This is a genomic window from Coleofasciculus sp. D1-CHI-01, assembly GCF_040218875.1.
Classification (GTDB): Bacteria; Cyanobacteriota; Cyanobacteriia; order Cyanobacteriales; family Coleofasciculaceae; genus Coleofasciculus.
Genome location: NZ_JAVJQP010000013.1, coordinates 44,826 through 71,092 on the forward strand (window position 1 = coordinate 44,826; position 26,267 = coordinate 71,092).

16 protein-coding genes are annotated in these 26,267 nt (G+C 45.9%); 9 read left to right on the forward strand and 7 right to left on the reverse strand.

Annotation, left to right across the window (positions count from 1 at the left end; genetic code table 11):
* The first annotated feature begins 25 nt into the window (after positions 1-25).
* Complete coding sequence (locus RIB93_RS02295) at positions 26-919, forward strand: vitamin K epoxide reductase family protein (protein WP_446369904.1); 894 nt, start codon at positions 26-28, stop codon at positions 917-919.
* A gap of 14 nt (positions 920-933) precedes the next feature.
* Here RIB93_RS02295 and RIB93_RS02300 read toward each other — a convergent pair whose 3' ends face one another.
* Positions 934-1,602, reverse strand: a complete 669-nt coding sequence (locus RIB93_RS02300; protein WP_446369906.1) for a hypothetical protein — start codon at positions 1,600-1,602, stop codon at positions 934-936.
* Entirely contained in the window at positions 1,592-4,087 is a 2,496-nt protein-coding gene (locus tag RIB93_RS02305) for a CHASE2 domain-containing protein (RefSeq protein WP_446369908.1), read from the reverse strand. Before RIB93_RS02305 ends, RIB93_RS02300 begins: the two co-directional genes overlap by 11 nt.
* An 891-nt stretch (positions 4,088-4,978) precedes the next feature.
* Here RIB93_RS02305 and RIB93_RS02310 point away from each other — a divergent pair.
* Complete coding sequence (locus tag RIB93_RS02310; RefSeq protein ID WP_446369910.1) at positions 4,979-5,524, forward strand: PEP-CTERM sorting domain-containing protein; 546 nt, start codon at positions 4,979-4,981, stop codon at positions 5,522-5,524.
* A gap of 452 nt (positions 5,525-5,976) precedes the next feature.
* On the opposite strand, the gene ndk is transcribed toward RIB93_RS02310, so the two are convergent.
* From ndk to RIB93_RS02330, 4 genes are all read right to left on the reverse strand, one after another.
* Positions 5,977-6,426, reverse strand: coding sequence for a nucleoside-diphosphate kinase (gene ndk, locus RIB93_RS02315; protein WP_446369912.1), 450 nt, complete (start codon positions 6,424-6,426; stop codon positions 5,977-5,979).
* A gap of 145 nt (positions 6,427-6,571) precedes the next feature.
* The gene (locus RIB93_RS02320; RefSeq protein ID WP_446369945.1) at positions 6,572-7,654 is read right to left on the reverse strand and encodes a hypothetical protein; all 1,083 of its coding nucleotides are present in this window, start codon (positions 7,652-7,654) and stop codon (positions 6,572-6,574) included.
* Between the two features lie 203 nt (positions 7,655-7,857).
* Positions 7,858-8,859, reverse strand: a complete 1,002-nt coding sequence (locus RIB93_RS02325; protein WP_446369914.1) for a hypothetical protein — start codon at positions 8,857-8,859, stop codon at positions 7,858-7,860.
* 393 nt (positions 8,860-9,252) lie between these two features.
* Positions 9,253-9,432: a replication restart DNA helicase PriA gene (locus RIB93_RS02330; RefSeq protein ID WP_446369916.1), complete on the reverse strand. Its 180-nt coding sequence runs from the start codon at positions 9,430-9,432 to the stop codon at positions 9,253-9,255.
* Between the two features lie 245 nt (positions 9,433-9,677).
* Between RIB93_RS02330 and RIB93_RS02335 the strand changes: the two genes are divergently transcribed.
* From RIB93_RS02335 to RIB93_RS02350, 4 genes are all read left to right on the forward strand, one after another.
* Positions 9,678-10,925 (forward strand): MFS transporter, encoded by a 1,248-nt coding sequence (locus tag RIB93_RS02335; protein ID WP_446369918.1) that lies wholly within the window; start codon positions 9,678-9,680, stop codon positions 10,923-10,925.
* Between the two features lie 170 nt (positions 10,926-11,095).
* Positions 11,096-12,160 (forward strand): LOG family protein, encoded by a 1,065-nt coding sequence (locus RIB93_RS02340; RefSeq protein WP_446369920.1) that lies wholly within the window; start codon positions 11,096-11,098, stop codon positions 12,158-12,160.
* Positions 12,161-12,485: 325 nt separating this feature from the next.
* A complete protein-coding gene (locus tag RIB93_RS02345) occupies positions 12,486-15,692 on the forward strand; it encodes a glycoside hydrolase family 9 protein (RefSeq protein ID WP_446369922.1) in 3,207 nt (1,068 codons plus the stop codon).
* Between the two features lie 393 nt (positions 15,693-16,085).
* Positions 16,086-16,283 carry a DUF6464 family protein gene (locus tag RIB93_RS02350; RefSeq protein ID WP_232231698.1) on the forward strand — a complete coding sequence of 66 codons (198 nt, stop codon included), beginning with the start codon at positions 16,086-16,088 and terminating at the stop codon, positions 16,281-16,283.
* A gap of 353 nt (positions 16,284-16,636) precedes the next feature.
* Here the strand turns inward: RIB93_RS02350 and RIB93_RS02355 are convergent, their stop codons facing one another.
* The gene (locus RIB93_RS02355; protein WP_446369924.1) at positions 16,637-18,109 is read right to left on the reverse strand and encodes a leucyl aminopeptidase; all 1,473 of its coding nucleotides are present in this window, start codon (positions 18,107-18,109) and stop codon (positions 16,637-16,639) included.
* A gap of 274 nt (positions 18,110-18,383) precedes the next feature.
* Between RIB93_RS02355 and RIB93_RS02360 the strand changes: the two genes are divergently transcribed.
* The 3 genes from RIB93_RS02360 (at position 18,384) to RIB93_RS02370 (ending at position 26,260) form a co-directional block, all read left to right on the forward strand.
* Positions 18,384-20,576, forward strand: coding sequence for a transglycosylase SLT domain-containing protein (locus RIB93_RS02360; RefSeq protein ID WP_446369926.1), 2,193 nt, complete (start codon positions 18,384-18,386; stop codon positions 20,574-20,576).
* 203 nt (positions 20,577-20,779) lie between these two features.
* Entirely contained in the window at positions 20,780-24,133 is a 3,354-nt protein-coding gene (locus tag RIB93_RS02365) for a response regulator (RefSeq protein WP_446369928.1), read from the forward strand.
* Between the two features lie 174 nt (positions 24,134-24,307).
* Complete coding sequence (locus RIB93_RS02370; protein WP_446369930.1) at positions 24,308-26,260, forward strand: response regulator; 1,953 nt, start codon at positions 24,308-24,310, stop codon at positions 26,258-26,260.
* Positions 26,261-26,267: the final 7 nt, after the last annotated feature.

The following is a 26,267-nucleotide window of genomic DNA, read 5'->3' on the forward strand; positions in this document are numbered from 1 at the left end:
TTCCCTATTCCCCATTCCCTGACAAATGACGAATGACAAAGGACAAATAACAAACCGATATTGGATTGGAGCGATCGCGGTTTTGGGAATGCTGGAGACAGCATTTCTCACCGTGGTTGAATGGTTGGGAAAAGCAGCGGAGATTTGTCCCACTCATGGCTGTCAGGCGGTGCTAGAAAGTCCTTATGCCCAGGTTTTTGGACTCCCTCTCCCCCTATTGGGATTTCTTGCCTACACCACGTTGGCAGGAGTTACTCTAGCACCTTTTGCCATTAAATCCTTGTCATCTGAGTGGGTGGAATCCAGTTGGCTAGTCATGCTGGCAATTACCACCTGTATGCTGGTGAGTAGCAGCTATCTGATGGTCGTGATGCTGTTTATTGTCAAGGGTATTTGTCCCTATTGCATCGCCTCGGCGCTGTTGTCCTTAACCCTATTTCTGTGGACTACCATCGGTCATGATTGGCAAAATATTAAGCAAGTTACGCTGACAGGATTGGCGGTTGGTTTGCTGACGTTCACGGGGATAGTGGGAGTCTACACTCAGATTCCTAGCGCTAGCGCTGCTACAGGAGAATCCGCTCCACCCATTACCCATATCTCCGGTGCGGCTGAACTCACGTTGGCACGTCATTTAAACACCGTAGGAGCAAGAATGTATGGTGCATTTACTTGCCCTCATTGTCACGAACAAAAACAACTTTTTGGTCAAGCGGCATTTAATCAAATTGATTACATTGAATGTCATCCTCGTGGTGAAAATGCCCAACCCGAACGCTGTAAAGCCGCTAATATTAAAGGGGTTCCCACCTGGGAAATTCAGGGACAGTTTTATTCCGGGGTGCAACCATTAGAACGATTGGCAGATATTTCGGGCTATCAGGGTTCAGAGGCGTTTAAGTACGAGTTTCCTTATTGATCTGTTCACGGAACTTATGAACACAATTGAGTGGAAAGTTCCCCCATTATATCCCGAAGTTCGGCAGAGGGATTATCTACCCGATATACTTCTTGCAACGCATCTGACCAAAGTTGCTGTTTACTGAAATAATTGGCTCGTTCTAATGCCATTTCTTCAGTCGTTGCCCCTTTTTCCTTCAATTGTGCGGCTAAAATAATCAATCGCACCCGAATGCGATCGCGCTGTTTGCCATTGAGGATGGTAAAGGGTATAAATCGTATAGGTTGGCTATCTTCTGCCTGATCAAAAATGACCCAATGATAGGTTTGACCAGGTTCTAAGGGGTCTCCTGTATAACTTAAACGATTCACCCTTTGCCTATCATTCGCAGCAATCGGTTGACGCCAGATTATCTGCTCACTATTTGCCTGACGAATGCCAATTCCACCGATTTTTCCTTGCCAAACAAATAATGGGCGATTCTGCCAAAGTGTGACTGAATTTCTGTGGTATTCTGGTGTAATTAGGCAAAGGTCAACGGGTCGTGAACCTAGGGGTGGATCTTCTTTGCGATTTAACAAGTCACGGCGAATTGTTCTCCAGGATACATCGGGATGAATCGGGGCAGTTAGCGCTAGTTTTGCCGCAGATAAAACGAGACAAGTTGTCAGAAATAAACACTGTATTCTGCTAAGATTCACTATTCAATCGTCTCCAAAAAATAGGTAGTGCGTAAATCCAAATTGTAACCGATGGTAAAACCAAGGGAACCAATAGGGCGGCGGAAATATAAACCTGTAAGCTAATGATTCCATAAATAGCGGTGGTACTGGTTAATAGTAGCAACCATTGTCCTGTCCGAATTTGTCGGCGTTCACTGATGAGTAACACCATTCCTTTACCGAGAAATGCCGCCATACCAACCATCCATAAATCTGGTATTGGAATTACTAATCGCTGGCTTAATAAATGGTGCATAGTATAGGCATGAGATTCACCCCCTGTATATACAGGCGGATAATTCAGTTGCGGATTTTGCGATCGCCAATAGGATACAGCCATAGGAATGGGAAAGTTATCACTCCCTCCATCGGTTACCCCAGCTTGATCATATCCACCCGCCGCAATCAGGACAACTTGCTGGTTTAATTGTGCCGCTGTTGGTGCGTTATCAGTATTTTCTAGTAACTCCCAAGCGGCAATTGTTTGATAAGCATAATCGGGGGGAATGGAAAAATCAATAATTGGATATAACCAAAGTTGTTGGAAATTTCGCGATAGGCTAGTCATTGCCGGAAGGCGCAACGGATGCAAAAATTCTGTGAGGGGATTGGGTGCGGGATTGTTGTCTAAATAGTGAATGAATCGGGTGCGGAAATTTGCCGATGAATCCGTCTCGGTTAATCGCTGCGGTTGGGGTAAATTTGGAGCAGGTGTTTGATTAGCGGCGTGGGCGAGGGCTAATAAATAGGCAAAGGAACAACTATCCGCACAATTGGTATTGGCGGAGAGAAGTTTAGCGTACCACAGTCGCGCATTAATATAAGCCTCTAAACTCCAATTGGGGTGAGCGAGACTATCAATGATTCCTAGTTCTTCGTTCCCAGTTTTTACCGATGCAAAGACTAACCAGGTTTGTTTTTTGTCAATGGATTGCTGAATAGACTGCGCTAGAATGTCATCTTCATCGGTGGGACTATCCAGGAGATAATCTAACCCAATAACTTTGGCATCTAAGGCGGTAAGCTGATCAATAAGACGGGCTAAATAGGTGCGATCAATGGGATTAATGCGTCGTGCGTCAATATTGGCATGGATGAGAGACTCGCGGTCAATATGTACTAAGAGAACAGGGGGAGATTTCTCTGTAGGAAGCTGTTCAGTAATGTTCCGGTAAACCGACTGCATCCAAACCCGCCGTTCCAGTAGAAAATCTTGCACCCCAGGGCGTAAACTAAGAAACATAAGCACCAAAAGTGCGATCGCTTCAGGTTTAGTGGGTAACCAACACTTTACCCGTTGCTTCCAGCCTGTGGGTTCTAGGCGAAACGGGGGGGCGTCAGGATGGCGAAATAGGGAGGGAACCAGATAGGCGCTAGGATAGGTGAGATGCTTTTCTAATTTGAGATACTGACAGGCTTCCCGCAGAGATTCTTGCACATCATGAAACTGGGCTAACCGTTGCAGAAACTGCACCAGGAATTCTTGGGCGACTTGATTGTGAATCGGTTCTCGCATTACCGCCACCTGAGGAAAGCCCAAATCAATCAGGGAATTGGCTAAACTGAGTCCATTACAGGAGTTAAACAGGGCAAACTGTAAGCCGCGTTCCTTGGCGATTTTCAGAGGGGTGACGATTTCACTGAAATTCAGAGACACTCCCGGCGCGATCGCAAACTCTCCGCCAGTTAAGATGGTTTCATTACTATGACCCGCAAAAAATAAGATATCCCAGCCCCGTGCATCGGTAATCTGCTTGACAATTTCCGTTTTTAATGATTCAGTGTCCTGTCCCGGTTGCCAACCGACAAACACAACCTCAGCAATTCCAGAGAGCGATCGCACCGCCTCTTGATCTGCCTTAAAATTTAATCCGGTATCATCTCCCCAAATCACTAAAACCCGCGCCCGTCGCCGCCGCCTCGGTGTCACCGTTGTGCCTTGAATTGTCAGAGGTGTCCGCAGGATATGAATTTGAGAGGGTGCTGCAAACTCGGTACCAATTTCCCAGGCTTCCCAGGGTAATCGGGCGAGTTCTAGGGGATTACAGGTGATAAAGATTTCGATAATCGGCTGAGTATCTTTCATCCCCTGATCTCGAACCGCCTGAACGATACGAGAACGAAGTTCAAACAACTCCCCTCGCCGCAACCATTGATGAAACTCGTAGAGTAATTTTGCCTCAGCTTGAACCAGTTTAGCGTGCCAATCGATGGGTGGTTTGCTCAAGTTCCCCATCTGAGACACCCGCCCTCGCAACGCCTGCTTATAGAAACTCAGATAAACCTTACTCCACTCCTGATACAGTGTGGTTAGGGTTTCTGGATAGGGTACGGTGACACCAATTTGTTGTCCTCGCCCCCAGGACAACTCAAACAGACAAGCCTGTTCGACACGCTGAACTTTGAGATAGAACACAAAACGGTTGGGAGTCATAATCGATAGGAATCGCCGATTGGCAATCAAGATGCCTCGTTTCTTGATTCTATCTCTCAGCCATTAGGGAGATATGCAGTTTGCCTTAATCGGTGAACAGAAATCCAGCCATCATCTTTGACGCCAGTATGTGATGCATCGTCAGTAAGCGTAATGGAAGTTACGTTCAATTCTTTAAAGCTTACGTCAGTATTTTTATTCTTCCAGCAAGTCTTATAAATTTACCTTATTATTTAAATGATTCGTGTAACATTAGTGCAATGTATATTTGTAAAATTTTAAATTATTTTATACTTGTTTTTATGTTTTTAAGTTTTGTCTGGATATTTGCATAGCTAGCTTAGATTTAAGCTTCATGAGCTTTTACATGAATAATTACAAAGAAAAGAAACCGATGTAAAGATTCAATAAAGATAGGTTTTATTCGCTTGATATAGAAAATAAAGAGAGTATGATCACTTACATAGATGTTTATCATGACATTTTTGTTAGCAGGTCGGTATTGTTAGGATGATCAGCCAAGGCTATAGCAATTTTAGAGCCGATGTCATAGATCACAAGAAGAGTAGAACATGGCGTTGCCAGATCTACCTACCGTGTTACACCGGGTTAGAAAATGCCGTCAAACCTAAACAAGGCTGAGAGAGTTCGCGACATAGTTTTGTTGATGTGTACTGACCTGTCTCAGATCCAAACGTAACGAAACAAGGATGAGTCAGTATGATTTGTACGTTGAACAATAAGTTGACAAAACGCCTCGCTTCCAGCTTGGCGATCATTAGTGCTACTGTAGCCATTGGTATGGCTGGACAACAGTCTATCGCCTCGGCAGCTAATGTGACTTTCGAGTGGGATGAAGGCGGACCTGGGCAGGGAGTGAATTCTCCGTTTGTATCTTTACACCGATCTGGAGGACCAGTCTTGGCTGATGACTTTATACCAGCTTCTAGTGGCTGGGTGAGCAAAGTCGAGTGGTGGGGTAGTGCGCCATTCACCAGTCAGGATGAATTTGAAATCACTTTTCATACTGACAACAACGGTAAACCAGCAGCAACTGGGAACTTTGGTGGCATAAGCCAGTGGACTACATCAGTACAAGCTCTGGACAATGACGGGGACGACGTGTACCACTATTTTATAGATTGGGAACCCCAAGACGTCTTTCTCGAAGCAGGTTCAACCTACTGGTTCAGCGTGGCTAATGCATCTGGTAATGCCTGGACTTGGGCGAATCCGGGTGGCGTTGCTCCAACTGTCGGCGCCCAACAATTCAACGCAGTCGAATCGACGGGTGTCGGTCCAAACGGAGGTCCACATTTTGGTCCGTGGGATTCACTTGATAATCAGGACTTTGCTTTCCGCATCTCTTCTGTACCCGAACCCCTTACTCTCCTTGGCTCAGCGACAGCTCTGGGATTTGGAGCGTTGTTCAAACGAGAGCATTCAAAAAGGCAAAAGAAAGGATAAATCCAAAATAATCCCGAATTGGCTGACGCTAGAGCGGCGGTAAGCGTAATAGCGGTTTGTAGAGACGTTGCATGCAACGTCTCTACTTAAAGTCCCATCACTTGATTGGGGATATTTTTTCTCCTTCTAAATAGTCTTCTGGAGAGATATAGGCGTAATTTGGACTCACTGTCATTTGAGAAACACTCCCTTTTTTATTGTCACTTAGGATTTACGCAATTTGAGGATTACAGCAGATTTGGTGGTTGATGAAGTACAGCCTTAAGCAAGATCCCCGACAACTCCTACGAAGTCGGGGATCTGTCTGTGTACCTCACTTACTTGAAAAGCGCTGTAAAACTATAGGGGTAGGGTGGGCATTGCCCACCCTACATAAGACTCTGCAATCCTATTACTGTTATTGTTGGAGTAAACTCTATCGTACCCCGACAAACAATAAACGGATCAAATCCTTACTCGTAAATCCAAGGATTGATAGTCGGTTGCCAGCTTACCAGTTCCTCTTCCTTAAACCAAAGCTTAATTTCCTCTTTAGCCGTATCTGGTCCATCGGAACCATGAATCAGGTTGCGACCAACGGTAACGCCAAAATCACCCCGAATTGTTCCCGGTTCAGCGCTGAGAGGATTGGTTGCACCAATGATTTTCCGGGCGGAAGCAATAATTCCCTCCCCTTCCCAAACCATGGCGACAACAGGACCAGAGGTGATAAATTCAATCAGTCCAGCAAAAAACCCCTTGTCTTTGTGAACCGCATAATGTTGTTCTGCTAGTTCGCGGCTAACACTCATCAGCTTGAGTCCCACTAGGGTAAAGCCTTTTGTTTCCAGCCGTTGGATAATTTCACCCACCAGATTACGCTGAACGCCATCTGGCTTAATCATCAAAAATGTCCGCTCCAAGTTTCTCTCCTCAACATTTTTTACAAATTGCCAAACCCAGATTAGACCATATTCGTGTCCATTGCCCAATTATGTCGGTTCAGCAAGGCGAGAGACGTTCCATGGAACGTCTCTACAAATTCCAGATGTGCTGTTACCCGTTTGTTTACTTGGTTTTGGTTTGCCCTTTAGCCTGTTCTAAGGCAATTTCTTTCAGCGCCTGGTAAGAATTGGAATTTGAGGTTCCTTCAATTGCCTTAACTGCTAAATCCTGCACCTGTTTCAGCGCCGCATCCAGTTGTTTGGAGAGGTTGTCAATCCGGGCTTCTTGGTTTTCAATGGTTTCTTGCAGCGATTCAATCCGTAGGTTATAGAAGCGCTTTTGCCCGTCGATTTCTAACTGTTGTAAATCTGCCTTAACTTTAACTTGGCTATTCGCGATCGCCTTTCCTTGTTCTTTGGCTTTCTTCACCGCCGCTTCCTTCTCTTGGTCAAAGGCGTCTACCTTAGATTTTAACTCATCAAAGGTCTTTTCCTGTTGGGCGATCGCCTTTTCTCGTTCCTCCCATTGCTGTTGTTGCGCTTGATGAGCTTCTTCCAATTCCTTGTACAGAGTTTTCTGCTGCTGGTCGTAAGTGTCCTGGTCTAAATTACGACGTAGTTCTAAATCATACTTGTACTCTTGATCGTCCCGTTGACGACTTCTTTGATGGTCTTCGTTCCGTTCCTTAATCGCCTGTTGATGTTCAGCCTGCTCTTTTTGCCAAGCTTGACGCAAGTCCTGAATTTCTTGTTCTAATGCCTCTCGCTGTTGACTGATTTCAGCTTCAAAGGTTTTCGAGTTTTCTTCGTAGGTTTCAATTAAATCATCTAGCGTATCTTCTTCAATGTCGTCTAAATCATATAAGGCTTCAAGCTGTTGTGTTTCTTCGGAAACCGCTTGTCGTAATTCTTGTAAACTCGCTGCTTCAGTTGTGAGTTTTTCCGATAACTCACTCACCGCACCACCAAATCCAACTTGTAACTCAACCAAACAATCCATTGTTGCTGTCATTTTATCAGAAGCGGTAGACAGCTTTTTGCTCACGATTCCAGAGTGCTGACCATTTGGGGACGCGCCGTTATTTTTGACCTCTTTCTGAAGTTGTTTTAGTTTACCTTCTAACTCTTTCCGCTCTTTCCATAATTCTTCATAAGATTCGAGGATTTCAGCTTTGGTGTTTTTGCTATTGGGTTTGCTTGCCATAATTCTTACCTGGGGTATTTTGAGTCGTGATGGATGATCAGTTAACGGTGGGGTCAGGGCGGGTTTAGTTACGTTATCGGTTTTGTCCAAAACGTTATCGGTAAAACCCGCCCCTACAACCCTGCTTACCCTAGATGGGCGGGTTTAGTTACGTTATCGGTTTTGTCCGAAACGTTATCGGTAAAACCCGCCCCTACAGAACGGATCTAGGCTTTGCTTTTTTCTGCATTATTAACATTTGTCGAACTATCAAAAGCCCTCATTGCCAACGCTTGAGACTGCTTTAGACTATCCTGCAACTGAGCATAGAGTTGATTGATTTGTTCAGTCTGCTTTTGAATTGTTTCTTCCAGAGACTGAACTTTGAACTCGTAACTTTGCTTGCTGGATTCCCATTCTTTATCCAGTAACTCGGCTTTAACTTTTGCATCTTGGTGAACGTCTTTAATCGCCTCTTCTCTGGCTTTCTTCACTGATTCCTCTAAGTCTTTGGGGAAGTTATCAACTTTTTGCTGATATTCTTTAAATAGGGGCTGGCGCTCTTGCAGAATCTTTTCCCGTTCCGACCAGTGTTTTTCTTTTTCTTGGTTGGCTTCGCGCAGTTCTCGTTCTTGGTTACGTTTTAAGGTTTCGTATTCATCAGCCTCAATTTTGCGCTGACGTTCTATTTGGTAAGTATAGTCAGATTCTTGCTGTTGTCGCTCTTTGGCTAATGATTCAGCTTCTTCCTGAACCTTCTGCTCAAATTCCGCCTGTTCTTTTAACCAGGATTTGTGCTTATCTGCTTTATCTTTCTCAATTGATTGACGCTGTTCTGTGGTGGTTTGTTCAAGACGTTTCCGGTTTTCTTGGTGTTCTTGGGTGAGAATATGCAAAGCGTCAGCGACGACACGAATTTGTTGCAAGTATTGTAATTGCTGCGTTTCTACCTGAATGGCTAACTTGAGTTGATCCCCTTTTTCCGATTCGCTGGTTAATTTTTCCGAGAGTTGATTAATAATTGTGCCAAAGTCTAATTGTAAATCGGCTAATCCTTTGACAATACTATCAACGGTGTAGGTTGAGGCGACGTCTAGAACCTGTTGATTTTTCTGTTTTTCAGCTTCTTCTTCCTTCGTGGCGATTTTGGAGTCAATGGTTTTGCGTTGGTTCAGGATTTGCTCAAAGGCTTTAAAAATTTGGTCTTTGCTGTCTTTAGTTGCAACCACAATTAGTCTCCTTGTTCTTGATAACTTACATTAATCCGCGATCGCATGTTCCCTAGGTTAGCCTCTCAGGATTGAAATCGGGTGTGATCTAGGCGTCTCAGGTGGTTTACTCGACTCGCGATCGGCTAGTTCTTGTTTAGTACAAATGTACTATAAACAGTATAGTCAGATTCTTCTACAACTGTCAAGTTCAGCCAACAGGACTCAGACAGCGTAAATTAGAGGGATATTGAGAATTTGCCGAAATTTAGCAGATATAGCAGATTTGGTGGTTGATGAGGTACAGCTTTAAGCAAGATCCCCGACTTCTCTAAGAAGTCGGGGATCTATCTGTGTACCTCAATATCGTGTCCCTACTCTGAACCTATGGGTAAGTTCTAACTTAATAACGTTTTAACGATGAGCATAAAGTCCTGGTGCATAGGCTTCTAACACTTTGCCCGTGCGGAAGCAATTAATCATCAAGTAATCACAGGCTGGACATTGAGTCTTAGATAAATTCGTTTTAAAACAGTATTCTCGCTGCGCTTTACTTCCACAATTTGGACAATGTATTTCTTGTTTAATCTGCATTTTGTAACTGATTTTATGACAAAAAAGAATTGAACGTAACAACTTAAATTAAATTTCCATGATTAAATTATGGCAAAGATTTAAACCGAAATTGGCTTTCTTAAGATTTACTTAATCTTTATTTAATCTTTACATTTGGCGATTGGATTCTACCGTTGCCGATTCAGACAGACCCATCTATCGGGCGAGGGAGGTTGTTTCGGCGAATGTTAAGAATAGTAAATAGAACCAGGATAACTCAAGGCATGAAAATCTTCATAACCATGGAAGCGCAACAACGCAGGAACCTACTCGCTCTCTTTGCGGCGGGTCTTCTGTTTTGGTCAAGTTTAGCTTCGATGCTACCAGCATTACCCCCTTACATTGAAGACATGGGGGGAACCACGCAGCAAGTCGGGATGGTGATGGGCGGCTTTGCGATCGGGTTATTGGTGTTTCGACAACGTTTAGGACATTTAGCCGATCAACATAGCCGTAAACTGGTGATCCTGATTGGTACGATTGTGGTGGCGATCGCACCGTTAGGGTATTTGTTGGCGGATTCGATTGCCTGGTTAATGGCAATCCGGGTCTTTCACGGGATTGGTTTAGCGGCATTTACGACAGGCTATATCGCCTTAGTGACCGATTTGTCACCCGTCGGTCAACGAGGAGAGTTAATTGGCTATATGAGTCTGGTGACGCCCTTGGGTATGGGATTAGGTCCAGCCTTGGGGGGATTGCTGGAGGCTCAAGCGGGTTACACCGCGTTTTTTCTATTTTCTGGGGGACTGGGTTTATTCGCGTTTGTTTGTGCTAGCCAGGTGAGGGAACCTGAGCGAATCCAGGGAGCAAAATCGAAAACAGCTAAACTGACATTCAAAGGATTCTGGCAGCTATTGGTGAGTCCCCGGTTGCGGATTCCGGCTGTGGTGTTGCTTTTGGCTGGGTTGGCGTTTGGTGGGGTGAGTACATTTGCGGCGTTGTATATCCGAGCCACAAATGTCGATTTAAATCCGGGCTGGTTTTTCATGGCGGTGGCGATCGGGAGTTTCGGGATGCGTTTAATCGCGGGGCGGGCGTCTGATCGGTACGGGCGAGGCGTGTTTATTACCGGGAGTCTGATTGGCTATGGACTCGCCTTAACCCTGTTTTCTCAAGCGCAAACCCCACAAGCCTTTTTGGTGATTGGTCTGATTCAGGGAGCAGGGGCGGGGATTTTATTACCCTTGATGATCGCCTTAATTTCCGATCGCTCCGGTGCCCATGAACGTGGGCGCGTGTTCTCGGCTTGTATTGCGGGGTTTGATTTAGGGATTGCGATCGCAGGTCCGGTTTGGGGTACGATGGCTGAACCTCTGGGCTATCCCAGCATTTTTCTGGGTGCAGCGGGTTTGATTGTCTTAGCTGTGATTATTTTCACGACTCAATCGAGCAAAACCTTATCTCATTCCCTCAGATTTGCTGTAGGGCGGGAGCGAGATATTTATGTTTATCGAGAGGTCGAGTCTTAGTGTTCCGGGTGCAGGAGAATGTAGAGACGTAGCATGCTACGTCTGGAAGCTGGGGAAGAGGATTACCAATGAACCATGAACCATGAACCATGAACAATCAACAAATGACCAATGACCAATGACCAATGACAAATCATTGATAAAATAGAGAGCCGTTAGTGAACGTAGCCATGACTCCATCTCCTTCGTACTCTGATCCGCAGTTACTTAAGGGCGATTTAGCGGCACTTATCGAGCGACTGCCAAATCTGACTGATGAAAAATGGATTCAACGTGCTTTAGGCGTACTGGTGCGGCTGACTCAGGAGGAGATTGATCGCCTGGACTGGAAAATCCTCACGGCGACGTTAGAGGATATGGAATCTGCCTTTCAAGTATTCTATCCCTATCGTCACGTTCGCAAGGTGACGATATTCGGTTCAGCCCGGATTGACTCCCAAACACCTGAATATAAAATCGCTGCCGAGTTTGCCCGCTATGTAACCCAGCACGGTTTTATGGTGATGACAGGCGCTGGGGGTGGCATTATGGAGGCAGGGCATTTAGGTGCTGGTGCGAAAAATTCCTTTGGTTTGAATATTCAGCTTCCCTTTGAGGAAACGAATCCGTTTATTCAGGGAGATCCGAAACTGATTCGGTTTAAATATTTCTTTACTCGTAAACTATTCTTCCTTAAAGAAAGTGACGCGATCGCGCTTTTTCCTGGTGGCTTTGGTACACAAGATGAAGCGTTTGAATGCTTAACTTTATGTCAGACAGGGCGACTTGAACCAGTGCCATTAGTCTTGATTGATCGCCCTGGTGGTACATACTGGCACGATTGGGATGCCTATCTTCGCAAGCATTTAATTCAACGAGGGTTGATTAGCCCAGAAGATACGAGCCTGTATACGGTGACGGATAATCTGGATGTGGCTTACGAGGCGATTCATCGGTTCTACCGCGTCTATCATTCTAGTCGTTATGTCGGCGATCGGTTCGTAATGCGGCTTAAATCAGAGTTGTCTGATGCTGAGGTTGCACAGCTTAATGCTGAGTTTAGCGATATTGTTGTCAAGGGTCAAATTGACAAAAGTAAGGCTTTGCCAGAAGAACTTCCGGATGAAACAGCGGATTTGCCCCGCTTGATTTTTTACTTTAATCGTAAAGATTCTGGGCGTCTCTATCAACTGATCGCTCGAATTAGTCAAATGGCGGCTGCATCCCCAGAAACAACCCATCCTGAACGGAAATAAATAGGTAGGTACAATAAACGTTAAAGGCGGAGGTCGTCATTCGTCATTCGTCATTATCAATATATTTTTCAGAGAAAAAAGTATATTTATTTTTATTTTTAAAGCCAAATATTGCTTTTATTTTTCTTTTATTAATCTTTAAAATAACTTTATTAAAAGATGATGACATTTCATGTTTTGCTTGCCAGAATAGCTATTAGTGGTACCTGCGGATAGCACCACAAAAAATGTCCGAGCAAACATTATTGTAGCTACCAATTCCTGCTCTGAGAACAAATCCTTGCTTTTGTTCTTGCTCAATGCGCTCACTAATAGGAGTTAAAGAATGACTTTTGCTGTAGATTTTAACATTGCCAACGATTGGGGAAGTGGCTTTACCGCGAATCTAGAAATTGCCAACAATAGTTCCAGCAATGTAAATGGTTGGACTCTGGAGTTTGAAGCTCCCTTTGAAATTACTAATATTTGGGGTGCGGAAATTGTTAGTCAAGAAGGCAACCTTTATACAGTTCGCAACCTCAGCTATAACAGCACTCTAGCCGCTGACGGTACTGTCTCTTTCGGTTTCAACGGTAGTGGCGACAGTCTTGAACCCACTGGCTATAGTCTGAATGGAGAATCCATTGGCACGTCTCCATCCATACCGACGCTTTCTGTTGATAATGTAACGGTTACCGAAGGTGACAGTGGTACGGTTGCGGCTGACTTTGTCGTTAACCTGTCCGAAGCCAGTGACCAACCTGTAACAGTTGAGTATAGTACCGCTAATGGCACGGCGACGGCGGGTTCCGACTACACCGCTCAATCGGGTACAATCACCTTTGCGGCGGGAGAAACCTCTAAAATTGTCAGTGTGCCTGTAATTGGGGACACGACGGTGGAGAGCAATGAAACCTTCAGACTTAACCTCTCCAATCCCAGCAACGGAACGATTGCTGATGCTCAAGGGGTGGGTACGATTAGCAATGATGACTCCAGTACTCCTCCAGCCAATACCCCCCTCCGGATTGAAGCGGAAGACTATATCAGTTTCTTCGATAAAAGCTCAGGTAACACAGGGGGGGCGTTTCGCTCTGATGATGTAGATATCCAAGCCACTACGGATGTAGGTGGCGGCTACAATGTGGGCTGGATTCAGCAAGGGGAATGGTTAACCTACGATGCCAACATTCCTGAAGCTGGAACCTACGACATTGTTGCCCGTGTTGCCTCAGCGCAGTCAGGGACACGCAGTTTAAAGGTTTCGGTTGGGGGTGAAAGTGAAACCCTGAGCTTTGGCGGAACTGGGGGATGGCAAAATTGGACGGATGTGACGGCTCAAGGGGTGAATCTCAGCGCTGGGAGTCAGCAACTACGCCTGGATATGCTCTCCAACTCCTTCAATGTTAACTACATTGATATTATTCCCAGCAATAGTTCACCCACGCCACCAACCCTTTCAATTAATGATGTCAGCCTTACCGAAGGCAATAGTGGCACGAAAAATGCGACGTTTACCGTCAACCTCTCAGACGCGAGTACTCAAAGCGTCAGTGTGAATTACGCCACAGCCAATGACACCGCCATTGCTGGGTCTGACTATACTGCAAAATCCGGTACACTGAATTTCAGCCCTGGACAAACCAGCAAAACGTTCACCGTACCGATTATCGGTGACACCCTGGATGAGGCGAATGAAACCTTCAAGGTAAACCTCTCCCAAGCTAACAATGCTACAATTGCCGATGGTCAAGGTGTTGGCACAATTATCGATAATGATGATTCTACCCCTGTCTTGTCACAGTTATCGATCAATGATGTCAGTGTCACCGAGGGCGATAGCGGTACGAAAAACGCGACGTTTACCGTCAACCTCTCAGCCGCGAGTACTCAAAGCGTCAGTGTGAATTACGCCACAGCCAATGACACCGCCATTGCTGGGTCTGACTATACCGCTAAATCCGGGACACTGAGTTTCAACCCTGGACAAACCAGTAAGACGTTTAGCGTACCCATCCTGGGTGACACAACGGTAGAAGGCGATGAAACCTTTAAGGTGAATCTCTCCCAAGCCAGCAACGCCACGATTGGAGACGGTCAAGGGGTAGGAACAATTCTCAACAACGATTCCTCCCAACCCCCTCCTCAGCAAGGGGCTTTTAATTATGGGGAAGCGCTGCAAAAGTCTATCCTCTTCTACTATGCTCAACGTTCTGGTGACCTACCCGATACCAATCCTCTCCCTTGGCGCGGTGATTCGGCTCTAAACGATGGCTCAGATGTGGGGGTTGACCTGACGGGCGGTTACTACGACGCAGGCGACCATGTTAAGTTCGGCTTACCCGGAGCCGCTTCAATGACGATGCTGAGTTGGGGCGCGGTTGAATACCAGGATGCTTATCAACAAAGTGGACAATTTGAAGAGATTCTGGACTCCATCAAGTGGGGGACTGATTACATCCTCAAAGCTCACGTCACCGATAGCCAAGGGACGCAAGCGTTTTACGGACAGGTTGGAGACGGTAACCTCGACCACGCTTTCTGGGGCGCTCCGGAAGACATGACCATGGAACGACCCGCCTTTAAAATTGACCGTCAGAATCCTGGGTCTGATTTAGCTGGGGAAGCGGCGGCGTCTCTGGCGGCGGCTTCGATTGTCTTTCGAGGAGTAGACGAAGCCTACGCGGATACCCTGCTACAGAACGCCCAACAACTCTACGATTTTGCTGACCAATATCGCGGCGTCTATACCGACGCGATTCCCGATGCGGGTCAATTCTACAATTCCTTCAGCGGCTTCCAAGACGAGCTAGTTTGGGGCGCGACTTGGCTGCACAAAGCAACTGAGGCGGCGGGTAGTACAGATACGACCTATCTCAACAAAGCCGAAAGCTTATACCAGGGAATTGGTCCAGGATTCACGCAATCGTGGGATAACAAATCTTATGGTTCGGCTATCTTGTTAGCTCAGGAAACGGGCAAATCTGAGTATAAAGGTGATGTGGAAGGCTGGTTAAACTCCTGGCTTCCCGGCGGTAGCACCCCAACCTATACCGATGGTGGACTCGCATGGTTGAGTCAGTGGGGTTCTCTGCGCTACAGCGCCAATACCTCATTCCTGGCTGGCGTCTACGCGGATACGGTGAATGACCCCAATGGTCAATACTCTGATTTTGCTGAGGGGCAAATTGACTATATCCTAGGCGATAATCCCCGCAACTTCAGCTATATGGTTGGTTTTGGTGAGGACTATGCGCTCAACCCCCACCACCGTGCGGCTTCTGGAGTGACGAATATTAGCGATTCTCGCGATAATCTACATACCCTCTACGGGGCGCTTGTTGGGGGTCCAGATTCTCCCAATGATTCGTCTTATGACGATGATCGATCGAACTTCATTACGAATGAAGTGGCGATGGACTACAATGCTGGCTTAACCGGAGCATTGGCGAGAATGTACGGAGAATTTGGTGGAGAAACGCTCGATACTATTTCGGGAGTCAACCTGGGTGATTTGAGTGCGTTGACCGTTGCCGATGTAGTCGCATCCTAAAGAAACAGGAGCAGAATAGGTGAACAATTATCCTGCTGCCAATTTAGTTTGATCAGAAGTAATTAATAGGGAAATTCTACCGCACCGAGTCTTTAAAGTCAATAGCTGCGTTTCTCAGGAGACGCGGCTTTTTCCGTTACATAAGACCTACCCAGATTTGCCTAAAAGTGGACATTTCTGGCGCTTACTTCCAAGGGTTTCTCCGTATTATTCACTAGGGAAAGGTGCAAAATCTGATTAATGCATCCGGTTATCCATTGTATCTGTGCAATTGGGTAGATATTTTATGGCATAATTAGGGATTATTATACCGTTGTCTAGATAAAATTAAGCAAATAGACCTTACAACTGTCTTTGGTTAAGTTAGCGATGACAACAATTGGATTTAAACGCATGAGACTAAAGTCCCATGCTCAGATTAAACGCTTGATTGATTTTCACGAGCAACGCATGAGGCAATTATCAAACACGGTTGATAAAAAATATACCTGTCGATATTATGCAAATTCAGCCTTCTTGCTTTGTGCTGTGAATCCTCTCGGTTCCTGTGAAGGCTGTCACGAGTATGAACCGGAGGTAACTTCCGAGTAAATACTCATCCGTCATCGCAGCTACTTGGCAAGTTGGGATATTCTTTACTGTTCTATGTTCACTATTGGACTCAACTGATGTCCTAACCTTTATGGCAACAGCAATACAAGTCTAAAGGCTAAAGCCTTTACTACAAACGTTCAACTTCAGTCCATTAAAAAACATTCCTTGGCTGAATATCGGTGGGTTACGGCGGATGTTTCACTAAATGGTTATTGCCTGAATTAAACGTCCGCCTAACCCACCCGACGAGATCGAAATTTCAATACCCTTGAGTTAGGGGGCAAACTTTGTAGGGCGCAAGGGTTGCGCCCCTATGTCAAATTGAGACGCTTCGTTTAATTGAATCTCGCTTATGCCAAAACCCAGTGAACCAGCGTGCGAACTGGAAAACCTGTCGCCCCAGCATTATTGCACCCGTCTTCTTTATCTGCCCAAACTGGACCAGCAATGTCTAAATGCGCCCAGGATGTTTCTTTCACAAACTGCTGTAAAAATAGAGCCGCTGTGATTGAACCCCCGGCACGAGGTCCGGTGTTTTTCATGTCAGCAATGGGTGACTTCATTCCCTCAAAGTATTTCTCTTCCATCGGCATCTGCCAGAATTTTTCGCCCGCTTTTTCCGATGCGGTTTTGAATTGAGCCGCGAGGGTGTCATCGGTTGTCCATAGTCCACCAATATCATTACCGAGTGCCACGACACAAGCCCCGGTGAGGGTGGCTAAATCCACGATCGCGTCTAACTCCAATTTTTCGGCAAACACTAAGGCATCAGCGAGAGTCAGTCGCCCTTCGGCGTCGGTGTTATTCACTTCGATGGTTTTGCCATTAGATGCCGTCAGGATATCACCGGGATGCAATGCATGACCACTGATCATATTCTCCGTTGCGGCACTAATAAAGTGAACCTCTACATCCGGCTTTAATTCACCAATGGCTTTGGCTGCACCAAAGGTAGCACCTGCCCCTCCCATGTCCATTTTCATGGTTTCGATGCCGCTACCTGAGACTTTTAGGTTTAAGCCACCGGAATCAAAGGTTAATCCCTTACCCACAATCGCGACTTTCCGACGCGGTGTGCCTTGGGGTTTATAGGTGAGATGAATAAACTTGGGTGGCATATGTGAGGCTTGAGCGACACCCAAAAAAGCACCCATGCCTAATTTTTCGCATTCGTCTTTTTCTAAGACTTCTAGCGTCATCCCATAAGCCGAGGCAATATCCTGGGCTGTCTGTGCTAACGTCATTGGGGTGACAGAATTCGGTGGGGCGGCGACTAACTCCCGTGCTAAGATTACTCCTTCACAAATGGCAGTGGCTTGGTTAATCGCGGCTTGGACATCACCAAGTCCAAGTAATTCCACCTGTTCAAGTTTCGCACCTTTATCTTCTGGATCTGACTTAAAGCGATTATCCACATGCAATGCTAGAGTAATCCCTTCCGCGATCGCTTGGGCGCTGAGGGCAGTATCATTATTCGCCGCCGGGAGGCTAACACCCAGAGTTTTACACTTTTGCTGCTTTGCCATCCGCGCGATCGCAGATCCTACTCGATGTAAACTGTCTACGGTTAGGGCATCCGATTTACCCAACCCGACTAAAATCACTTTACGAACTGAGCTACCGGCACCCACACGAGTTACAGCACTACTGCCAACGCTTCCTTTAAACTCGGTTTCCTCAATCAATTCCTTCAGTGTACCGGAGAGTTTCTGATCAAGCTGGGCTAAATCGCCGGTTAACTCCACAGCATCTTCAAAGAATCCCAGTGCTAGGGCATCACCAGTCCAATCTACCCGTGGTGTATCCGTTGCTCGAATTTCCATTCCTTGGTTCTGTCTCTTATCTTTTACCTCATCTTTAGTATTGCATTTGTCTTATGTCTTATGTCTTATGGTCGGGGCGGGTTTTGCAGCCAAGCTAGGGATAACAATCAATATTAGTCCCTAAACCCGCCCCTACAGACAAATGCTTCTGTCATCACCTCTGGAACATGACTCCCCCATCTTCCCTATCTCCCCCTGAATGCCACCAATTTTCCCAATCCTTCGTCAAAATGGGAAGCAGTAGATCTTATCAGTATTGGGCGAAAGAGATTTCATGTTAAAGGTACAGAAATACAGACTTCCTGTAGCAGTCGGGGCGGGATTGCTATTTATTGCCTTATGTGGTTCGTCTTGGTTCATCCTCCGACAGACTGGTGTTCTGGAAAACTTGGGGGCTGACTCCCCGCAAAGTGAACTGAGTTTGACGCAAAAGGATGCTCAATCCCTGGTATTGCCCTTAGTCTCTTTATCTCCCCAAGCTAGGGCACAACAACTGATGGATATTGCTTCGGGGCGTCAATCCCTGGATCAATATCGCGCCCGCTATTTGTTGGCGTCGGATTTAATTGGACAACAGCAGCCAGAGGCGGCACTTCAATGGTTGGAAGGATTAGACGCGAAGTATCCCCAGTTAGCCTCTCATATTGCCCTGAAACGCGCTCAAGCCTACACGGCGATGGGGGATACGGCTAACGCCGAACAAGCTTGGCAAGGGATTCTAGAGACTTATCCCAGTGATCCCGTCGCCGCCCACGCCCTGTATGCGTTGGGGGAATCGAATCCAGAGTATTGGCAACAGGCGATCGCACAATTTCCGACTCATCCCCGTACCTTGGAGATTGCCCGCCAAAAACTACAGGAGAATCCCAAGCAACTGGATTTACTCTTACTCTTAGCCAAATCAGCACACGATGCTCCCGATAGTGGCGGAATCCGCGATCGCTTAGTCAATGAGTATGCCTCTCAATTACAACCGGAAGACTGGCAGACGATTGCCTTTGGCTATTGGAAAACCCGCGAATATGGCAAAGCTGCCAAAGCCTACACAAAAGCCCCGCCCACGCCCGAAAATGCCTATCGAGTGGGGCGCGGCTATCACGTAAAAGGGAAACGCCAGGAAGCCAAAGCCGCCTATCAACAACTGATTCAAAACTTTCCTGATGCTAAGGAAACGGGGTTAGGATTGCGGCGTCTGGCGAGTCTCATCCCCTCCCAAGAGGCAATCCCTTACCTGGATCAAGTGGTGGCGAAGTTCCCCGATGAAGCCCCAGAAGCCCTACTCACAAAAGCCAACATCCTGGAAGCCTTGGGCAGTTCTCAATCTGCCACCCAAGCGCGTCAATCGGTGTTAACTCAATATCCTAATTCTGACGCCGCCGCAGACTATCGTTGGCAGGTGGCAAACCAGAAAGCCCAAGCTGGGAATCTCGCCGAAGCATGGCAATGGGCGCAACCGATTACCACAGATAGTCCCGATAGTTCCATCGCCCCGGAAGCGGCGTTTTGGGTGGGCAGATGGGCAATGGAACTGGGACGCCAAGATGAAGCTACAGCCGCGTTTGAGCATGTTTTGGCACAGTATCCCGAATCCTATTATGCGTGGCGGTCTGCCCGATTTCTCGGCTGGGATGTGGGGGACTTTACCACGGTGCGGGATGTGAATCCGACCCTGGTGCTACCGAAAACGCGATCGCGACTCCCGGCTGGATCGGATACCTTAAAAGAATTGCATCTATTGGGACAAAATCAGGACAGTTTGACGCTTTGGCAAGCCGAATTTGAGAATCGCCAGGAACCCACGGTTGCTGAACAGTTTACCGATGGCGTCATGCGTTTAGGCGTGGGGGATAATCTCAATGGGATTAATCAAGTTTGGTTTCTGAGTCAGCGCGAAACCCCGGAAGAACGTCGCCAATGGCAAGCGTTGCGGGCTGAACCAGCGTATTGGTATACACTGTTTCCTTTACCATTTTTTGATTCGGTTGTCAATTGGTCGGGTCAACGTCAACTTAATCCCTTATTGGTGATTGGTTTAATTCGCCAAGAATCGCGGTTTGAACCGGAAATCGGTTCTATAGCGGGAGCCAGGGGGTTAATGCAAGTTATGCCGGGAACGGGTCAATGGATTGCGGATAAAATTCAGCTTCAGGAGTATGACCTGAATGACCCTAATGATAATGTCAAATTGGGGACATGGTATTTAGATCACACTCACCAAGAATACAATAACCATTCTTTATTTGCCGTGGCAAGTTACAATGCCGGTCCGGGGAATGTGGCAAAGTGGATCAGGAAGTACGATACAACTGACCCCGATGCGTTCATTGAGCAGATTCCTTTTGCGGAAACGAAGGGATATGTGGAGGCAGTTTTTGAGAATTATTGGAATTATTTGCGGCTGTATAATCCAGAGGTGAATCAGTTATTGCAGAAGTATTCTAAGAGTCAACCTGTAATTTCTCCCTAGCATTAAAATGGTGCGTTACGCGACGAAGAGAGCACCCTACTGCTGTGACCCAGCTAAAATTGTGCAATAGATTGATGGTTAAAAAGGGGCGCACGCCGTGCGCCCCTACAATTCTAATTCACCATTTTAGGTGAGTCAGCCCACTACAATATTAAAGAAGTTGGGATAGGTGGAACTCACTGTTGTTACGATAAATATTGAGCATGAATAGTTTAATCCAGAATCAATTAATCCGACTATTATTTGTCGATGATTCTGACCCCAAAAAATCCTGTATTTCCCAACTTATATCCCCCTCAGACTATAGTCTGATTCATGCCGACAACCTTGAACAGTATCTATCTAGTCTTAATCCTGATCCTGATTCTCTCCCTCACTTAATTATCATTGCGATTAATCATCCAGCGATTAACAGTTGTGAGTCAATCCAAACCCTGAAAAGAACGCCACAACTCAATGATGTGCCGATTATTGCCGCAATTAATCACAATGATATCGATAAATTACCCTCACTCCTAGACGCTGGGGCGACTGATTATTTAATTGATCCTTTTACCCCAGCCGAACTTTTAACCCGAATCCAGACTCAGTTAACGCTTCATCACCTCAACGCAGAAAATTCACGCCTCAATCAAGAAAATACCGATTTAAAAATCTTACTCGAAACCTCGACTGAACACGGTGATCTGGTCTATGAACAATTGTACGATCAAGCCGAAGCAGTGGTGCGTGAAAGTGAACATCGGCTGGCACAATTTTTGGAAGCGGTTCCGGTTGGTGTTTTGGTGGTAGAGGCGAGTGGAAACCCGTATTTTATGAATCAAAAAGCTAAACAGATTTTCGCACAGGATTTAGATACAAATCTCCAGACTGATCAGCTTTGTCATACCTATCAACTCTATGTAACCGACACCGATCGCTTATACCCATTAGACCACTTCCCGATCGCGCGATCGCTCCAGGGTGAAACGGTTACCGTTGATGACTTAGCTGTACATCATCCGAATCATAAAATTCCCCTAGAAATGCAGGCAATGCCCATCTATGATGATCAGGGAACCCTACTCTATGGTATTAGTGTATTCAAAGATATTACCACCCGCAAACGTACCGAGAAAATTTTAACCGAGTATAATCAAACCCTAGAACAAGAAGTCTGCGATCGCACCCAAGAATTAGAAACCAAAAATCAGCAACTCCACCAAGAAATTGAGGAACGCAAGTTACTCGAGCAAAAATGGCGAACCTCTGAGGGCAAAATGCGGGCAGTATTTGAGGCAATGCCTGATATTATCCTAATTATTGATCCTCAAACTAATGATATTCAAATTGCACCAACTCGACCCACTCGCGATATTAAAAAATCAATACCCCTGATTAACCAAACTATTGAGCAATTTCTCGACGGTGACAATACCCAAAGCTGGTTCCAGCAAATTCACCAGGTTATCGAAACCCAAGAACCGATTCATTTTGATTACAGTTTAAATGATGCCGATCAACGGGTTTGGTTTACTGCCAGTATTGCCCCGTTACCGAACAATTCCGTTATCTGGGTTGCCCGCAATATTACCGATCGCAAACGCACCCAATTTGCATTGTATCAATCAGAAGAAAAGTTTGCCCGTGCCTTCCGTTCTAGTCCCAGCGCTATGACAATCACGCGATTAAGTGATGGCTGTCATATTGATGTGAATGATAGCTTTTGTCAGTTTACCTGCTATTCTGCGCCAGAAATTCTTGGTCGCACTGCCCTTGATTTGAATCTCTGGGTGAATCAAAAAGACCGAAACCGGATGTTAAAAGCAATATCAAACAAGGGGATTATTCGCAACTACGAATTTGAGTTTCGTACCAAATCGGGGGACATTCGCACCGCCTTACTCTCAGCCGAACAAATTAACCTAGATAAGCAAACCTGTCTGATCGCCGTCAGCCAAGATATTAGCGATCGCAAGCAGGCGGAATTTGCCCTACAACTGGCTAAAGAAACCGCTGAACAGGCAAATCGTGCCAAAAGTCAATTCTTGTCTAATATGAGTCATGAATTACGCACTCCCCTGAATGCGATTATTGGATTTGCACAGTTGTTAGGGCGCGATTCTTCTCTAACTCAAGAACAATGCAATCATATTGGCATTATTTGTCGATCGGGTGAACATTTACTCAGCCTGATCAATAACGTGCTGCAACTGTCCAAAATCGAAGCAGGTCAGATTCAACTCAACTGCTATAGTTTTGACATATACGGGTTACTCATAACTATAGAAGAAATGTTTAAATTTCCGGCTCAAAATAAAGGCTTGCAGTTAGTGTTTGACTATGAGCAAACGCTACCTCGCTATGTGGAAACCGATGAAGGAAAGCTGCGCCAAGTCTTAATTAACTTACTGAGCAACGCGATTAAATTTACCCATCAGGGAGGAGTTACGTTGCGCGTTAAAGAGGTGCAGGGGGAGTCAAGGGAGAATGTAGAGACGTGCCACGGCGCGTCTGGAAGCCAGGAAGCGCAACATTCAACATTGAGTCAGGGCGGGTTTAGTCACATCCGGGCGGAGCAAGAAACGATAGACGTGAAACCCGCCCCTACAAACCAGGCGTCCCCAATTCAGCCAAAGCTGCGATTTGAAATTGAAGATACTGGGGCGGGTATTGCTGCCGAGGAAATTGAATCATTATTTGCCGCTTTTGTGCAAACTGAAACAGGGCGCAAATCCATGGAAGGCACAGGATTAGGATTGCCGATTAGTCAACAATTTGTGCGACTCATGGGCGGAGAGATTCAGGTCAATAGTCGCTTGAACCAAGGCAGTATTTTTACCTTTGATATTGACGTTAACCGGGTGGAGGGAATTGAGCCAGAAACCCAGTCAGCGACTCCTCGCGTAGTTGGCTTGGTACCCGGACAACCCAATTACCGTATCCTAGTAGTGGATGATCGCCTAGAAAGTCGTTTACTATTGGTAAAACTGCTAACCGCCGTGGGATTTTCCGTGCGAGAAGCGGTGAATGGGCAAGACGCGATCGCGATCTGGAGTAGCTGGGAACCTCACCTGATTTGGATGGATATGCGAATGCCTGTGATGGATGGATATGAAGCCACCAAACACATCAAAGGGCATCTCAAAGGTCAAGCTACCGTGGTTTTAGCCCTCACCGCCAGCGCCTTTGAAGAAGAGCGATCGCTGGTTCTGTGTGCCGGCTGTGACGATTTTGTTCGCAAACCCTTCCGAGAAGACGTAATCTTTAATAAGATAGCCCACTATTTAGGGGTGCAGTATGTCTACGAACAGCCAACCGCATCAACCGCGCCAGAGGATGAAAACCTAGCCTCCAACCAACCCCTAACGGCTCAAGCCCTGACGATTATGCCCAAGGAGTGGATTCATGAATTATACCAAGCTGCCAACTCGATTGATAACGAGCGGATTTTCCAGCTTATCGAGCAAATTCCCCCAACTCATACCGCGATCGCCCAAGCTATCACAGATATGGTGAATAATTTCCGTTGTGATCAAATTATCGATTTAATTGAAGCAGGGATGAAGGAGTTTTGAGTGTTGACCCTTCACTTTGTTCAAGGGAACCTGCGGTTTAATCCTGTAGGGGCGGGTTTAGGGACTAACGCCAGTTAAAAGCCAATAACTGAGCAACAAAACCCGCCCTTCCTTATTCAAATGAATATGGATATAACGAATGACAAATGACAAATGACAAATGACGAATAACAAATGACTAAAGGCAACTTATTAATTGTTGACGACACTCCAGAAAACTTACAAGTTTTATCCGCCACCTTGTCGGATCAAGGCTATCAAGTGCGGGGTGTGGTTAAGGGGAAAATGGCAATTCGAGCCGCTAAATCTGCCCCACCCGATCTCATATTACTGGATATCCGTATGCCAGAAATGGATGGGTATCAAGTCTGTGAGCATCTCAAAGCTGATCCGGAGACTCGTGACATTCCCGTCATTTTTATTAGTGCGATCGATGATGTTTTGGATAAAGTCAAAGCCTTTCGCGTGGGGGGTGTTGATTACATTACCAAACCCTTTCAAGTTGAAGAAGTATTGGCGCGGGTAGAGCATCAACTGACGATTCGGCTGCTGTCTATAGAAGTACGCGATCGCAATCAAAAATTAGAGCAGGAAATTCAAGAGCGACGCAAAGCCGAAAAAGCTGCCGCCGCCGCGTCTCAAGCTAAAAGTGAATTTCTCGCCAATATGAGTCACGAACTCCGCACGCCCTTGAATGCTATTTTAGGGTTTACCCAAGTCATGAGTCGTGATATTAAAATTACACCAGAACAACGAGAATATCTGGGTATTATTAATCGCAGTGGTGAACATTTACTGGACTTAATTAATGATATCTTGGATTTGTCGAAGATTGAATCAGGTATTATTTCTCTCTATGAAAGTAGCTTTGATTTGTATCGCTTGTTAGATAATTTGGAAGAGATGTTCCAAATTAAAGCAGAACAGAAAAAAATAAATTTAGTTTTTGTTGTAGCACCCAATGTTCCGCAAACCATAAAAACCGATGCAAAAAAATTACGGGTTTGTTTGATTAACCTTTTAGGTAACGCGATTAAATTTACCGAACAAGGTACAATTACCTTACGAGTAAATTTGGCAACTAAGCCGTTAACCGATCAAAACCCTTCAGACACCGACTCATCATCATTGTCAGCATTTCCCCCCCGACTCCGGTTTGAAGTAGAAGATACGGGAGCGGGTATTTCTCCGGCTGAAATTGACCACTTATTTGATGCCTTTGTCCAAACCGAAACCGGACAAAAAATGGCGGAAGGGACAGGTTTAGGGTTAACCATTACCCGTAAATTTGTGCAACTGATGGGGGGAACGATTACCGTCAGTAGTGTTGTCGGAAAGGGGACAATTTTTAAATTTGGTATTAAAATTAGTCCGGCAGATGTCTACCCCGTCACCCCCCAACCCCGTCAGCGCGTCTTAGGCTTAGAACCCAATCAACCGATCTATCGTATCCTAGTGGCTGATGATACCCCAGAAAATCGCCTGTTGCTGATAAAATTACTCGAACCGATTGGCTTTGAAGTGCGGGAGGCGGTAAATGGGATAAAATGCGTGGCGTTATGGGAAAGTTGGCAACCTCACTTAATTTTTATGGATACCCGTATGCCAATGATGGATGGATTAGAAGCAACGCAATGGCTGAGACTTAAAGAACAAGAACGGTTATCTCAGCCCCAGCCAGATTCGGATTTTTCCAAAACCATTATCATCGCCTTAACCGCCAGCGCCTTTGAGGAAAAGCGGGAGGAGATTTTAGCCGCCGGATCTGATAATTTTGTCCGTAAACCGTTTACAGAGGAGCAAGTTTTTGACACAATTGCCCACCATTTAGGAGTGCGTTATCGTTATGAAGAGTTATCGGAGGATTTGCCTCTACCTGGATCGAGTTCTAGCACACAAGAGAAACCAGACTCGTTTTTCTGTTCAGAGTTATCCAGTCTACCTTCAGCCTGGGTGACTGAATTAGCACAGGCGGCTAATCAGTTGGATGAAGCCATGATTGCTCAGTTGATTAAAGAACTACCGACAGAAAAGGCAGATTTAGCCAAGGCATTAACAGATTTACTTCATGATTTTAGACTGGATGTTATTGTGCGAGTAACTCAGGCTGTCATCAATCATTCATAAGGACTAG

What these genes read in the sequence shown, in the direction of transcription:
- RIB93_RS02335 (WP_446369918.1), top strand. Translation starts at nt 9,678, where the DNA reads ATGAAAATCTTCATAACCATGGAAGCGCAACAACGCAGGAACCTACTC.
- RIB93_RS02295 (WP_446369904.1), top strand. Translation starts at nt 26, where the DNA reads ATGACGAATGACAAAGGACAAATAACAAACCGATATTGGATTGGAGCG.
- RIB93_RS02355 (WP_446369924.1), bottom strand. Translation starts at nt 18,109, where the DNA reads ATGGAAATTCGAGCAACGGATACACCACGGGTAGATTGGACTGGTGAT.
- RIB93_RS02330 (WP_446369916.1), bottom strand. Translation starts at nt 9,432, where the DNA reads ATGCAGATTAAACAAGAAATACATTGTCCAAATTGTGGAAGTAAAGCG.
- RIB93_RS02350 (WP_232231698.1), top strand. Translation starts at nt 16,086, where the DNA reads ATGAGACTAAAGTCCCATGCTCAGATTAAACGCTTGATTGATTTTCAC.
- RIB93_RS02340 (WP_446369920.1), top strand. Translation starts at nt 11,096, where the DNA reads ATGACTCCATCTCCTTCGTACTCTGATCCGCAGTTACTTAAGGGCGAT.
- RIB93_RS02365 (WP_446369928.1), top strand. Translation starts at nt 20,780, where the DNA reads ATGAATAGTTTAATCCAGAATCAATTAATCCGACTATTATTTGTCGAT.
- RIB93_RS02370 (WP_446369930.1), top strand. Translation starts at nt 24,308, where the DNA reads ATGACTAAAGGCAACTTATTAATTGTTGACGACACTCCAGAAAACTTA.
- RIB93_RS02360 (WP_446369926.1), top strand. Translation starts at nt 18,384, where the DNA reads ATGTTAAAGGTACAGAAATACAGACTTCCTGTAGCAGTCGGGGCGGGA.
- RIB93_RS02345 (WP_446369922.1), top strand. Translation starts at nt 12,486, where the DNA reads ATGACTTTTGCTGTAGATTTTAACATTGCCAACGATTGGGGAAGTGGC.